The sequence below is a fragment of the Apibacter mensalis genome, from assembly GCF_001418685.1.
GTDB lineage: Bacteria > Bacteroidota > Bacteroidia > Flavobacteriales > Weeksellaceae > Apibacter > Apibacter mensalis.
In genome coordinates this window covers 157,999-172,134 of sequence record NZ_LIVM01000003.1, presented here as the reverse complement: position 1 = coordinate 172,134, position 14,136 = coordinate 157,999, and the positions used below count along the sequence as shown (strand labels likewise).

Below are 14,136 nucleotides of genomic sequence, written 5' to 3'. Positions count from 1 at the left end.
AATCATTTCTTTTTTAGTTTAGACTGGTTTGTGCTCCATAATAGTTAAGAAATAGAATTTATTTTTCATGATAAAAAAATTATTAATAATAAATAGCCTTATAATAACCATAATTATTAAGTTAATCTATTTTTTTAAGAATAGATAAAGTTTTTTTATGACTGTCAAAAGCAATTTCATTAAGATCTATTTCAGATAAATTTTTCCATACATAACCTTTTAACTCAATAGGATCGAAATCTCCAACGGATAAATTATCATCTTTATAAAGAAAGAATAAATCAATAGTGTTATATAAAATATCTTTATATAAATAAGTATTGGGATATGAATTTATATATTTTAACTTAGATGTGTCAATGGATATATTTAATTCTTCTTGTAATTCCCTAAAGCTGGCTTGTTCTGCAGTTTCCATGGCATCAATAAATCCTCCCGCCAGATCCAAATAACCCTTTTTAGGTTCTTTATTTCTTATAGTCAATAATACTTTATCTTTTTTTTGAATGACAACAGCAGTTGCTCCGGCTGTATTATGATAATATTCAAAATTACAATCTAAGCATACAATCTTAGATCCGTGTGGATATTCTAAATGATTACTTTTACAATTGGGACAGAATTTGAAAATTGGTTGCATATTACATAAGTTTTAATATCCAAATTTAATTAAGTATTTATAAAAAAGTGTAACCAAAATTTTTTTTATATTAAAATTATAATAAATCATTTTCAAAATAGTAAAAAAATCTTTTAAATAGAAATAATTGATATGAGGATTGTATAATATAATATTTAACAAATAATCAAAATTAATATTATTTCATAAATTAGTCGTTATAAATTTAGTGTAATAATAATAAAATAATTAAAAAATAATACAATGGCAACAATAACATTAAAAGGTAATGAAGTACATACATTGGGAGCTCTCCCTGAAGTTGGAAATAAAGCTCCGGATTTTATATTAGTGGATACGGATTTATCAGAAAAAAAATTATCGGATTATAAAGGTAAAGTAGTTATTTTAAACATATTTCCAAGCTTGGATACAGAAACTTGTGCCATGTCTGTCAGAGAATTTAATGAAAAAGTATCTGATATGGAAAATACGGTGGTTTTGTGTATTTCAAAAGATCTCCCTTTTGCACAAAAACGTTTTTGTGCTGCAGAAGGTTTAGATAATGTTATTCCCCTTTCTGCATTTCGTTCAAATTTCGGTAAAGAATATAATTTAGAATTTTCGGATGGTCCATTAAAAGGGTTGTTTAGCAGATCAGTAATTGTGCTTAACGTTTCAGGTGAAATTATATATAAAGAACAAGTAGCGGAAACGACTAATGAGCCTAATTATGAAAAAGTGATGGCTGCTATTTTAAAATAAAAACAAATTTAGATAAACCATGCCTTATATTTTTAATATGAGGCATTTGAATTTTTTGCTAATATCTGCTTGTAATTAAAAAAAATTAAGTTCAGTAAACATTTATTTTCGTTCCTTCTTTAATTTAAATATTTTTTTTAAAATATTTACTATATACAAACATATGTATTAAAACTTATTTTTTGACAAAATACTTAGACTTAGAATGTAAAACTAGTACGATAATTGAGATTAGCAGTTAACAAGGGGTATATAAAGAAGTAAGTAGGAAAAAATATGAGAATGTATATTAATATTATATAATTTAAATTTTTAATTTGAAAGAAGCACAGTAAATTTTAAAAAATAATTCAATTCTTTTTAAAATTTTAGCTGTATTATTAGAAATTAAAGCAATGAGTTCAATTAAAATTATAACTTTTTGTAAAAAAATAAAAACATGAGAAATTTCAACAAGAAATAACTCTTTGGGATATAAATAGTTTTTACATTTACAATTTAAAAAAGTATAACAAAAAAAATTATAAAAACATGAGCAGAAAATTTCCGGCAGGAGTAGCAACAGGATCGCTAGTAAAAGAAATATTCGACTATGCTAAAGAAAAACAGTTTGCTTTACCGGCATGTAATGTTATAGGATCTAGCAATATTAATGCAGCTCTTGAAACAGCTGTTAAAGTAAATGCACCCATAATTATACAATTTTCAAACGGGGGATCTCAATTTAATGCAGGAAAAGGATTTAAAAACCAGTCCTTAAGAGCAGATGTTTTAGGAGCAATTGCTGGAGCAAAACATGTCCATACATTGGCAGAAGCCTATGGAGCAACTGTAATTTTACATACAGACCATTGTGCAAAAAAACTATTACCATGGATTGATGGTTTATTGGATGCGTGTGAAGAATTCCATAAAAAAGAAGGTAAAACACTTTATTCTTCACATATGTTGGATCTATCAGAAGAGCCATTAGATGAAAATTTATCTATCTCTTCAAAATATTTTGAAAGAATGGCTAAATTAGGAATGACTTTAGAAGTTGAAATAGGTATTACCGGTGGAGAAGAAGATGGAGTAGATAATTCAGAGGTTGAAAGTTCTAAATTATATACACAACCTGAAGACGTTTATAAGACTTATAAAGCATTAAGTGCAATAAGTCCTAATTTTACTATTGCAGCAGCATTTGGTAATGTTCATGGAGTGTATAAACCGGGTAATGTTAAATTAGAGCCCAAAATACTTCATAATTCCCAAGAATATGTTCAAAAACAAGTTGGAGGATCTTCTAAACCAATTAATTTTGTATTTCATGGTGGATCTGGCTCCTCTCTATTAGACATAAGAGAAGCCATAAGTTATGGGGTAGTTAAAATGAATATTGATACAGATTTACAATTTGCTTATACCGAAGGGGCCAGAGATTATGTAGAAAAAAATATCGATTATTTAAGAACTCAAGTAGGAAATCCTACCGGAGATGAAGCTCCCAATAAAAAATATTATGACCCAAGAGTATGGATGAGAAAATGTGAAGAGGGATTCACTAAAAGATTAGAAAAAGCTTTCGAGGATTTAAATAATATCAATACACTATAGAAATAAAAATATAAAATTTAATTATAACAATAAAAGCATCTTAATTTAAGGTGCTTTTATTGTATATTTGAAAAAAAAAGAAGTATGAAAAACCAGCTAATATTTTCAACACTAATTGCATCCATTTCAGTAGTTCTCGCCGCGTGTTTTCTGGGCAATTCTTACAAAAAAAGAAACCAATCCCACTCGATCATTGTTAAGGGATTGGGTACTCAAGATTTTGAATCAGATTTAATAGTATGGAAAGCAAACTTTTCAAAGAAAAATCTAGATTTAAAACAAGCCTATGCAGAATTGGATGTTGATAGACAAAAAGTGAAAGAATATCTTTTGTCCAAAGGATTTTCCAATAAAGATATGGTTTTTTCATCTGTTGACATAAGTAAACAATACGATTATAGATATGTTGATGGGATAAATCAAAATATTTTTACAGGATATCAATTAGATCAAACTATAACCATAGAATCTAAGGATGTGCTGAAAGTGGAAGATCTTTCACGTCAAATTACAGAATTAATCAATAACGGTGTAGAACTATATTCCCGTCCTCCTTTATACTACTATACTAGATTATCTGATTTAAAAATAAAAATGATATCAGATGCAACCAAAGATGCAAAAAGAAGAGCAGAAGAAATAGCAGTTAATGCTGGGTGTAAACTAGGGAAATTAAAAAATGCCAGTCAAGGAGTTTTTCAGATAACTGCCCAAAATTCATCCGAAGAAGATTATTCGTGGGGAGGAGTATTTAATGTATCTTCAAAGAAAAAAACAGCAAATATTACTATTCGTTTAGAATATGAAATTAAATAAGTATTAACCCCACCCATCAAAAATTAAAATGGAACATACATTATTTCAACCGTTTAATTCGAAAAAGCTACAATTAAAAAACAGGATAGTAATGACTACTATAACTCGGTCTTTTGCTTATGAGGGCATACCTACCTAAACAAGTAGCTAATTATTATCAAAGAAGAGCACAGTCAGAAGTAGGTTTAATTATTACAGAAGGAACGTTCGTTCGTAGGATGGCTTTATCCAATGATCCGAATGTACCTATTTTTTATAATGAACAAGTATTAGAGGGATGAAAAAGGGTAATTAAGGAAGTACATGCTAATGATGGGGAAATAGCTTTGCAACTTTGGCATATGGCAATAATTCCAACCTATAAAAATTGGAAACCGTCAGAGTCTTTTAAAGGGCCTTCCGGACTTTTAAATCCGGAAACACAAGGAAGAAAGGAAACGAGCGAAAGCGATATAGAAAAATAGAAGCTTTTGCTGAATCTGCTTATCAAGCTAAGAAAAAAGGTTTTGATGCCTTAGAATTACATGGTGCACATGGATATTTGATAGATCAATTCTTTTGGGATAAATTTAATAAACGGAAAGATAAATGGGGAGGTACTACAATAGCCGTAAGAAGTCGTTTTGCCACCGAAATAATAAAAGCTGTTAGAAATGCTTTAGGAGAAGATTTTCCTATAAAATTGCGTTTATCACAGTGGAAACAGCAAGATTATATAGCTAAATTAGCCAAAAGCCCTGAAAAGATGGAGCAATGGTTACTACCTTTGTCAGAAGCAGGAGTAGATATTTTCCATTGCTCTCAACGAAGATTTTGGGAACCGGGATTTGAAAATTCAAATTTAGATTTTGCAGGATGGGCAAAAAAAAAATTACGGCCAAACCATCGAATAAGTGTCGGGTGAGTGGGGCTTACCGGTGACTTTATAGGGGCATTCAAAGGACAAAGTTTTCAAGCATCCGATAATTCTCTTGATGAATTAAATAGAACATTAGATTTAATAGCAGTTGGAAGAGCACTACTTTCAGATCCAAAATGGGTATTGAAAATTAAAAAAGAAAATTTATAAAAGCTTAAAGAATCTTCTAAAGATCAACTAAAAGAATTATATTAATAAAAGTACAAAAATAGCAGTAATATAAAAATAGAGATCAGGATTTAATTTTTATTTAAATAAAGAAATAAAAGAAAAGGTTTTTTATCTTTGTATAAAACAAGTTCTTTACTTAATTTCTTTATCAACAAGAATAAGGTGCTGTGTAAAAACGACTTAATAGGGAATCATGTGAAAATCATGAGCTGACGCGCAACTGTAAGTAACGAGTAAAAATTTTATCAATAAAAACCATTGCCGATATGAAGGTGAGAAGGTAGATAAAATGTTATGAGCCAGGAGACCTGCCTATTCTTAATTGACAATGCTTTCGCGATTAAGAGCAAGATCACAAAATATAAAATTTGGATATAAGAAACTTCATGAATATATTATTTACTTAGATAGTTTACTTATATGTCAGTCCTATTTTGAATTTTTCTTTAATTTTAATAAAAAAAAGAAAGCATTGTGAAGTTTAGCAATAAGAGCTTTTTATAATATAATCGTTTAAAAAGTTATAAAAATGCAGACACACAATCTTGGCTATCCGCGTATTGGTAGTGACAGAGAACTTAAAAAGGCCTGTGAAAAATATTGGACAGGTAAAGCATCAGTAGAAGAACTGATGATAACAAGTAAAGATATCCGGCATCAAAACTGGATAACACAAAAAGATTTAGGAATTGATTGGATACCCTCTAATGATTTTTCTTATTACGATCAGGTACTCGATATGTCCTTAATGGTTGGAGCAATTCCTAAAAGATATAATCAGGTAATACTGGATAAGTCAAACACAGAATTAGACTTATATTTTGCCATGGCAAGAGGGTATCAAAAAGAAGGTATTGATATAAAAGCCATGGAAATGACCAAATGGTTTGATACCAATTATCATTATATTGTACCTGAATTTGAAAACAATCAAAAATTTTCATTGTTTTCTACAAAAGTTATAGATGAATATTTAGAAGCCAAAAAAGCAGGCATCAAGACCAAACCGGTTATTGTTGGGCCCGTATCTTATTTATTGTTGGGAAAAGAAAAAGAGGAAAACTTCAACAAACTGGATTTAATAAAAGATATTCTCCCTGTTTATCTAGAAATATTACATAAGTTGAAAAAAGAAGGGGTTGAGTGGGTACAGTTCGATGAACCTTTTCTGGCTCTGGATTTAGATGCAAAAGCTAAAGAAACTTACCAGTATGCATATAAAGAAATCCATAAACAATTTCCTTATATAAATAAAATACTTACCACTTATTTTGACGGCTTAAAAGACAATTTACATCTAGCCTTTAGTCTTCCCGTACAAGCTTTACATGTTGATTTGGCTCGTTGTCCAGAACAACTCGATGAAATTTTAGGAAATATACCGGAAAAATTATTGTTATCATTGGGAATCGTTGATGGAAGAAATATATGGAAAAACGATTTTGATAAATCATTGAAACTAATTCATAAAGCAATTTCTAAAATTGGTGAAGACCGTATTATGATAGCTCCATCTTGTTCACTTCTTCATAGCCCTGTAGATTTAGAATTGGAAACAGACACCGAAGCTCTTTCAACAGAAATTAAAAATTGGTTGGCATTTGCAAAGCAAAAAATAGATGAGGTGGTAACACTTAAACGACTTGCAGAAAATGAAAATACCCCTGAACTGCAAAAAAAATTACAAGAAAATAAAAACGCTGCAACCAGTAGAAAAACATCTACTTTAATACATAATGAAAAAGTCAAAGAAAAAATAAGAAATATAGAAAAAGTAGAAGATAAAAGACATTCTGTATTTTCACAACGAAAGAAAAAGCAGGCCAAGTCATTGCAATTACCTTTATTTACGACGACGACGATCGGATCCTTTCCTCAGACATCTGAAGTTCGAAGCTGGAGATCAAAACTGAAAAAAAGATTGATAACTCCTTTAGAATATGAAGAGTTGATAAAAAAGGAAATAGAAAAAGCAATACGTTTTCAAGAAAAAATAGGCATTGATGTATTGGTTCACGGAGAATTTGAGAGAAACGACATGGTTGAATATTTTGGAGAACAACTTGAAGGAGTTGCTTTTTCCAAAAACGGATGGGTACAGAGTTATGGAAGCCGTTGTGTGAAACCACCTATTATTTATGGAGATGTTTTCAGGCCTAATTCCATGACCGTGAAATGGTCCTCGTATGCACAATCTTTAACAAAAAAACATGTGAAAGGAATGTTGACCGGGCCTGTAACCATATTGCAGTGGAGTTTTGTAAGGGATGATCAACCGAGAAAGGAAACATGTTTTCAGATTGCATTAGCCATAAGGGAAGAAGTGCTGGATTTAGAAAGGGCAGGTATAAAGGTTATTCAAATAGATGAACCAGCCATTAGAGAAGGCCTTCCATTGCGAAAAAAAGATTGGAAAATATATTTAGAATGGGCAATAAAAGCTTTTAGGATTGCTTCATGCGGAGTAAAAGATCAAACACAGATTCATACACATATGTGTTATTCAGAATTTAATGATATAATACAAAACATAGCAGATATGGATGCTGATGTAATTACTATTGAGTGCTCTAAATCAGATATGAAATTATTAAACATTTTTTCAGAATTTAAATATCCAAATGATATAGGTCCCGGCGTTTATGACATACATTCTCCAAGAATACCTTCCAAGAAGGAAATGGTTTCCTTGTTACAAAAAGCAATAAAAAGCATACCGGTAGAGCAATTATGGATTAACCCTGATTGTGGGCTTAAAACTCGAGGGTGGGAAGAAACAGAGAAAGCACTTATAGAAATGGTAAGTGCAGCAATAGAATTGCGTGAACAATGCTAAAATGAATTAAGTTAAATTTATTAATGCCTTATATTTTATAATAATAGTAAACGATAAAATTAATATTTTATGAAAATTTTAAAATTACAATGTTAAATAATCTAAAAATTTAGATAAATTAGCTTATTGGAAAAAGAACCAAAAAATTTTAATATTTATTTGATTACAAAAAGCTAAAACGCTGTAAGAAAGATTGTCTGAATATATATTTTTATGTGTTATTAAAAAGCTGAAAGCATTACAATTTCAGCTTTTTTGTTTTATTATAATTATGTACATATATATTTCTTTAAAATAAAATAGTAAATAATTAGATAATAATGTATTAAATTATCAAATTAATTTATACTTTTGTATATAACACTAAATTACAAATAAAATTATCATGGATTTAAAAAATGCTGTTATAGGAAACTTCAATATATTTGATAATATCTTTATATCAATTAAACTAGTTGTAGCATTCATCGCTGTATTGATTTATATTAAATTAGTAGGACGAACGATATTAAACCAAGTTTCAGGAATTGATTTAATTCAAAATATAGTCTTAGGAGGACTAGTAGGTGGAATCATATATAATCCTAAAATATCCATTATGGAATTTGCCTTAGTATTGTTTATTTGGACATTAATAGTGTATTTAATAGCAATTCTCACCAAAAAATTTAGTCGTTTAAGGGGATTGGTTGAAGGTCCAATTATTCCCTTAATATTAAAAGGAAAATTTAATATAGAAGGGTTTAAAAAAGCGAAGATTGATATAATGACTTATGCCAGCGTATTAAAAAATAATGGTATATATGATATATCAAAAGTGTATTTTGCTCAAATGGAGCAAGACGGTTCAATTACTGCTTTTACAGATGACTATGATAAATATGCAGTATTATTAGTTATTGATGGCAAAATTAATCATGTTTATTTAGAAGGAATTGATAAAACAGAAGATTGGCTAAAGAATGAATTAAGAAAAGAAGGATATAATGATGTATCAGAAATTTTCCTTGCACAATGGTCACCACATAAATTTTTTATTGTACCTAAAAGCCAAGATTACAAATTGAAGATTAATGATTAAGATTATTACCTGATTTTTACTTCAAAAAACCGCACACCTTCAATATAACCTTCCAGAAAATCATTTTCCTTAAGTTTAGAAACTCCCGATGGAGTTCCGGTGAAAATTATATCTCCCATTTTTAAAGTGAAATATTGTGAAATATATGAGACGAGGAAATTAAATGAAAAAATCATTTCTGAGGTATTACCCTTCTGCTGAATTTGACCATTTTTAACTAAAGAAAAATTCAAATTATCTAAATTGAACTTTTCTTTATTAACAAAATTTCCAATTAAAGCAGACCGATCGAAAGCTTTAGATTTTTCCCAAGGAAGCCCTTTTTCTTTTAATTTATCTTGTAAGTCTCTAGCTGTAAAATCAATACCAAGACCAATTTCAGAATAATAATTTCCGGCAAATTCCGGTTGTATATACTTTCCAACTTTAGAAATTTTTATGAGAATTTCCACCTCATGTTGAAGGTCTTCAGTGAATTCAGGAATATACCAATCATCACCGGGTTTAGCAAAAGCCGTATCCGGTTTAATAAATAAAACCGGCTCTTTAGGAATTTCATTGTTTAATTCTTTCGCGTGATTACTATAATTTCTTCCTACACAGATAAATTTCATAAAACACTTTTTAATTTGGCTCTTGTAAAAATTTTTTTCGAATATAAAGGAAAATCAGCATTCATTAACCATGAATAATACCCTAAATCACTAAGGAAAACATTTTTTAATTTCTTCCCTTTATATTTTCCAAAATTGAAAATCTCATCTTCATCTTTATCTATGCCTACAAATCCGGCCAAGTCAGCATTTTTGCTTTGCAAAGTAAACTCATGTAGAAATTTCATATCGTTTTGAATTTCCTCATATTTTTCAAGTTGAGCTTTTAGTATTTCATAGGTAGCGAAAGTATCTGCAGATGCAGAGTGTGCATTTTCTAAATTTTTATCACAATAAAATTTATAAGCAGCAGAAAGATTCCTAGGTTCCATTTTATGGAAGATAACTTGAACATCAATAGGGCGGTGTTTTTTTGTGTCAAATTCGAACCCATTTCGCAAAAGTTCTTCAGCAAGTAAGGGGATGTCGAATCGGTTAGAATTATATCCTGCTAGATCAGAATCTTTAATCATTTCCAGAATTTGAGGGGCAATTTCCTTAAATGTAGGAGCATCGACAATATCTTGATCATAAATCCCATGAATTAAAGAGGATTCTTTAGGAATTGGAATTTCCGGATTAACTCTCCAAGTTTTGCTCTCCTTAGATTGATCAGGATTAACTTTAAATATACTTATTTCAACAATCCGGTCTTTGCTTATATTTATTCCGGTAGTTTCCAGATCGAAAAAGCAGATTGATTTATGTAGTTTTAGGTCCATTAGAAATGATTTTTTTTCTAAATATAATTGATAAAATTAGGTAAATTAAAATAAGTAATGGTATAGCTGATATTTTAAGAAAAATTAACATAACTATACATATTATAAGAAAAGAAAATACGAGAGAATTATCTTTCCATTTAAAATTTTTAAATTTAAACGCTAATAGTGGAATATTAGCAACCAGCAAATAACTAGATAATGCCGTAATGGATAATAAAAACCAGCAATTATCCAATAATAAAAAAGTATGACTCTGATGTAAATAGTATAATGAAAATATCAATATAGTATTTGCAGGTGTAGGCAATCCTTTAAAATAATAGCTTTGCTCTTCATCTAAATTAAATTTAGCAAGGCGTAAAGCAGAAAATAAAGTAATTAACAATCCCAAAAAAGGAAATAGTACTATATATTTATTATGAATAAATCCGTTTGACAAATTATTTAGACGCGCATAAAAATCATCTCCTCCCAGCATGGTAAACATAAATAAGCCGGGTAATACACCAAAAGTAACGATATCTGCCAAACTATCAAGCTCTTTTCCAAAATCTCCTGAAACCTTTGCAAGACGAGCAGCAAAACCATCGAAAAAATCAAAAATCAAAGAACACAGAAGCAGAATTAAAATATAATTTATGGGAGTTTTTATTATTGTTAAAATACACGCAATGCTACCACAAAGTAAATTAGCAAGAGTGAGTGTATTGGGAAGATATTTCATTTTTCTATTATTTTATAAATAAAGTATAATCAAATACAAAGCTAATTAAGTTATAAAAGTAAGAATTATTTTTAAAAATCCAGAGTAACCTAAGTAATAAAAAAATAGTTTTTAACGTTTAAAGAATAGTTGATTTTTTCAAAAGATAATATTATTTGAAAGGGAAATTTTTAAAAAAAATTAAATTAGTCTTTATCATTTGTACTACTTGCGCAAATGCAAATCTTCATGCACAAGCTTTTAGAAAGTATTCTAACGAATTTTTGAATATCGGAGCGGATGCTCGGGCTTTCGGAATGGGTAATAATGTAGTAGCCAATATATCTGATGTAAATGCCGCATACTGGAACCCGGCAGGACTGACGGAAGTTAGAGATTCCTGGCAAGGAGCTTTGATGCATGCAGAATATTTTCAGTCTATCGCCAAATATGAATATGCAGCTGCTGCTATTCCATTAAATAGTGGAACAGAAGGCACTATTGGTTTTTCACTATACCGATTTGCCGTAGATGATATTATGAATACTACTCAATTAATAGATAAGCAGGGAAATATAGATTATAATAAAATAAGCCGTTTTTCAACTGCGGATTATGCATTTATGGCTTCCTATGCCGGTAATTTATTTAATGATCCTAATCTTTCGATAGGTGCCAATGCAAAAATTGTATATAGACATATCGGTAAATTTGCTAATGCATTTGGTTTTGGTTTAGATGCAGGATTACAATATCGGACTCAAGATAAATTTTATTTTGGAGTTATGGCCAGAGATATAAGTACAACTTTTAATGCATGGTCTGTAAATGAAAAAAAATTAAATAAGTTAGAATTAGACGAGGAAACACTTAATGAAGCTCCTAAAGATAAAATAGAGCTTACCATGCCTAAATTGAAATTAGGAGCCGCCAAAAAATTTGATTTAAATAAAAAAATCGGGTTATTGGCAGAGTTAGATTTAAACTTTGAATTTGATAAAAACAATGATTGGATTTCATCTGATGCGGTAAGTATGTCTCCTTCCATAGGGGTAGAGTTCGATTATGATCAAGTTGTGTACGTACGAGCAGGCTTAAATAATATGCAATATGAGACCCGATTTGACGATTCAAGAAAATTAACCATTCAACCTAATGCGGGTATAGGTTTTCGTTACAAAGGAGTAACGGTAGATTATGCTCTAACCAATATAGGAAACTCTTCAATTGCTTTATATTCTAATATATTTTCAGTTAAAATTGATATGGCTGAGTTTATTAAATAATTTTATAGAATATAGGAGTGTAATTATCTTATACATAGAGAGTATAATTTTATTATTTAGAAAATAAGTGTTACATTTGTAAAGTTTTTGGGATTTAAAAGATTATTAAAAGCCTATCTACAAGGGCTTTTTTTTGTACTTTATTCTTAGAAAAGTATAGTAAATTATGATTGAAATTTAGTTTTTATTAGAAGGTGTTATTATGACATTAGAAGAGAAAGTAAATGTATTATTAGAAGATTTTCTTCAAACTAGGACAGATTTGTTTTTAATATCTTGTAAAATTTCTAAAACTAATAAAATAGAGGTTACCATAGATGGTGATAATGGAGTTTCAGTACAGGATTGTTTAGATTGTAGTAGAGCTATTGAAAATAACTTAGATAGAGAAGAGGAGGATTTCGAATTGTCAGTCTATTCTTATGGCATAGACAATCCTTTATTATATCCAAGACAATATCTTAAAAATAAGGGAAGAGAATTAAAGATAATTACCATAGAAAATAGAGAGTTAAATGGAATTATAATGGAAGCAGATGAAGAAAAAGTAGATCTTATATGGAAGGAAAGAAGAGCTAAAGAAAGAGGTAAAGGTAATGTAACTATAGAAGTCAAAGAACAAATACCCTACAACGATATAAAAAGAGCAACAATAAATATAAAATTTTAATTTAAATTAGAACGGACCGATGGATAGCATAGAGTTAATAGAATCATTTGCAGATTTTAAAGACGAAAAAAACATAGATAGAATTACTTTAATGGCGATTGTTGAAGAATCAATGAAAACCGTTTTAAGAAAAAGATATGGTTCAGATGATCATTTTGATGTTATTGTTAACCCGGATAAAGGTGACTTGGAAATATATTTGAATAGGAAAATCGTCGAAGATGAAATGTCTGAAGATGATTTATTAGAAATAGAAATTAGTGAAGTTAGAAAAATTGATCCAAGTTTTGAAGTTGGAGAAGAATATACTCAAAAAATCGAATTGAATGAATTAGGAAGAAGGAATATTCTTGCATTCAAACAAGTATTGAATACTAAAATAGCAGAATACGATAACTCTAATTTATATGAAAAGTTTAAATCTATTGAAGGAGAGATTGTAAGCGGTGAAGTGCATTACATTCGTCACAAGCAGGTTATATTAGTGGATGAAGATCAAAATGACATGATACTTCCTAAAGAAAATCAAATACCATCTGATTTCTTTAGAAAAGGAGAAACAGTAAAAGCTGTAGTTGAGGAAGTTGGATTTAAAGGTGGAAAGCCGTTGATAATTCTATCTAGAACTTCACCGAAATTTTTAGAAAAATTGTTTGAATTTGAGATTCCTGAAATATATGACGGTTTAATTACCATAAAGAAAACAGTGCGTATACCTGGGGAAAAAGCCAAAGTTGCAGTAGAATCATATGATGACAGGATAGATCCTGTAGGAGCATGTGTAGGTATGAAGGGATCTAGAATCCATTCAATTGTAAGAGAATTAAGAAATGAAAATATAGATGTAATCAGTTATACCAATAATCAGCAATTGTTTATCCAAAGAGCACTTAGCCCAGCGAAAGTGTCTTCAATGGAATTAGATGAGGAAAATAAACATGCAGTGGTTTTCTTGAGACCGGAAGAAGTTTCTAAAGCTATAGGTAAAGGTGGGCAAAATATTAAATTGGCTAGTTGGTTAACAGGATATGAGATTGATGTAAGAAGAGATGAACCTGAAGAAGAAGATATTGAATTGACAGAATTTTCCGATGAAATAGAAAGCTGGGTTATTGAGGAATTGAAAAAAGTAGGATTAGATACAGCAAGATCTGTATTAGAAAAAGATGTAAATGATTTATTAGAATTAACGGATTTAGAAGAAGAAACTATCATAGATGTAATCCGTATTTTAAAAGAAGAATTTGAAGAATAATATGAATTTCTTCCAATAAATTATCATATTTGTAAAAA

Annotated in this window: 16 protein-coding genes and 1 riboswitch; of the genes, 12 read left to right on the top strand and 4 right to left on the bottom strand. The window is 29.5% G+C overall.

Going from position 1 to position 14,136, the window contains the following annotated elements:
- Positions 1–121: 121 nt before the first annotated feature.
- Positions 122–640, bottom strand: coding sequence for an NUDIX hydrolase (locus ASC36_RS03220; protein WP_055425052.1), 519 nt, complete (start codon positions 638–640; stop codon positions 122–124).
- A 243-nt stretch (positions 641–883) separates the two neighbouring features.
- On the opposite strand from ASC36_RS03220, the gene tpx reads away from it, so the two are divergent.
- The 9 genes from tpx to ASC36_RS03190 all read left to right on the top strand — a co-directional run bounded on the left by tpx (position 884) and on the right by ASC36_RS03190 (position 8,806).
- Positions 884–1,384, top strand: coding sequence for a thiol peroxidase (gene tpx, locus ASC36_RS03215; protein WP_055425051.1), 501 nt, complete (start codon positions 884–886; stop codon positions 1,382–1,384).
- A 531-nt stretch (positions 1,385–1,915) separates the two neighbouring features.
- Positions 1,916–2,983, top strand: coding sequence for a class II fructose-bisphosphate aldolase (gene fbaA / locus ASC36_RS03210; RefSeq protein ID WP_055425050.1), 1,068 nt, complete (start codon positions 1,916–1,918; stop codon positions 2,981–2,983).
- A gap of 84 nt (positions 2,984–3,067) precedes the next feature.
- Positions 3,068–3,799: an SIMPL domain-containing protein gene (locus ASC36_RS03205; RefSeq protein ID WP_055425049.1), complete on the top strand. Its 732-nt coding sequence runs from the start codon at positions 3,068–3,070 to the stop codon at positions 3,797–3,799.
- Between the two features lie 119 nt (positions 3,800–3,918).
- The gene (locus ASC36_RS10625; RefSeq protein ID WP_141656186.1) at positions 3,919–4,080 is read left to right on the top strand and encodes a hypothetical protein; all 162 of its coding nucleotides are present in this window, start codon (positions 3,919–3,921) and stop codon (positions 4,078–4,080) included.
- Positions 4,081–4,140: 60 nt separating this feature from the next.
- Positions 4,141–4,263, top strand: a complete 123-nt coding sequence (locus tag ASC36_RS11020; protein ID WP_260182339.1) for a hypothetical protein — start codon at positions 4,141–4,143, stop codon at positions 4,261–4,263.
- A complete protein-coding gene (locus ASC36_RS10620; protein WP_245630733.1) occupies positions 4,260–4,703 on the top strand; it encodes an oxidoreductase in 444 nt (147 codons plus the stop codon). The genes ASC36_RS11020 and ASC36_RS10620 overlap by 4 nt, the downstream gene beginning before the upstream one ends.
- On the top strand, positions 4,704–4,868 hold the full coding sequence (locus tag ASC36_RS11015) for a hypothetical protein (protein WP_245630725.1): 165 nt from the start codon (positions 4,704–4,706) through the stop codon (positions 4,866–4,868).
- 163 nt (positions 4,869–5,031) lie between these two features.
- Positions 5,032–5,219, top strand: a riboswitch (cobalamin riboswitch).
- Positions 5,220–5,418: 199 nt separating this feature from the next.
- A complete protein-coding gene (gene metE, locus ASC36_RS03195; RefSeq protein WP_055425048.1) occupies positions 5,419–7,725 on the top strand; it encodes a 5-methyltetrahydropteroyltriglutamate--homocysteine S-methyltransferase in 2,307 nt (768 codons plus the stop codon).
- Positions 7,726–8,110: 385 nt separating this feature from the next.
- Entirely contained in the window at positions 8,111–8,806 is a 696-nt protein-coding gene (locus ASC36_RS03190) for a DUF421 domain-containing protein (RefSeq protein WP_055425047.1), read from the top strand.
- 5 nt (positions 8,807–8,811) lie between these two features.
- On the opposite strand, the gene ASC36_RS03185 is transcribed toward ASC36_RS03190, so the two are convergent.
- From ASC36_RS03185 to ASC36_RS03175, 3 genes are read right to left on the bottom strand one after another with little or no spacing between them, the layout of a single operon-like run.
- Positions 8,812–9,420, bottom strand: coding sequence for a fumarylacetoacetate hydrolase family protein (locus ASC36_RS03185; RefSeq protein ID WP_055425046.1), 609 nt, complete (start codon positions 9,418–9,420; stop codon positions 8,812–8,814).
- Positions 9,417–10,181 (bottom strand): 3'-5' exonuclease, encoded by a 765-nt coding sequence (locus ASC36_RS03180; RefSeq protein WP_055425045.1) that lies wholly within the window; start codon positions 10,179–10,181, stop codon positions 9,417–9,419. Before ASC36_RS03180 ends, ASC36_RS03185 begins: the two co-directional genes overlap by 4 nt.
- On the bottom strand, positions 10,162–10,908 hold the full coding sequence (locus ASC36_RS03175) for a CDP-alcohol phosphatidyltransferase family protein (protein ID WP_055425044.1): 747 nt from the start codon (positions 10,906–10,908) through the stop codon (positions 10,162–10,164). Before ASC36_RS03175 ends, ASC36_RS03180 begins: the two co-directional genes overlap by 20 nt.
- A gap of 194 nt (positions 10,909–11,102) precedes the next feature.
- Here ASC36_RS03175 and ASC36_RS03170 point away from each other — a divergent pair, with 194 nt between their 5' ends.
- The 3 genes from ASC36_RS03170 to nusA all read left to right on the top strand — a co-directional run bounded on the left by ASC36_RS03170 (position 11,103) and on the right by nusA (position 14,098).
- Positions 11,103–12,173: a putative type IX sorting system protein PorV2 gene (locus ASC36_RS03170; RefSeq protein WP_449371651.1), complete on the top strand. Its 1,071-nt coding sequence runs from the start codon at positions 11,103–11,105 to the stop codon at positions 12,171–12,173.
- 202 nt (positions 12,174–12,375) lie between these two features.
- Complete coding sequence (gene rimP / locus ASC36_RS03165; protein ID WP_055425043.1) at positions 12,376–12,843, top strand: ribosome assembly cofactor RimP; 468 nt, start codon at positions 12,376–12,378, stop codon at positions 12,841–12,843.
- A gap of 19 nt (positions 12,844–12,862) precedes the next feature.
- Positions 12,863–14,098 carry a transcription termination factor NusA gene (nusA, locus tag ASC36_RS03160; RefSeq protein ID WP_055425042.1) on the top strand — a complete coding sequence of 412 codons (1,236 nt, stop codon included), beginning with the start codon at positions 12,863–12,865 and terminating at the stop codon, positions 14,096–14,098.
- Positions 14,099–14,136 lie beyond the last annotated feature (38 nt).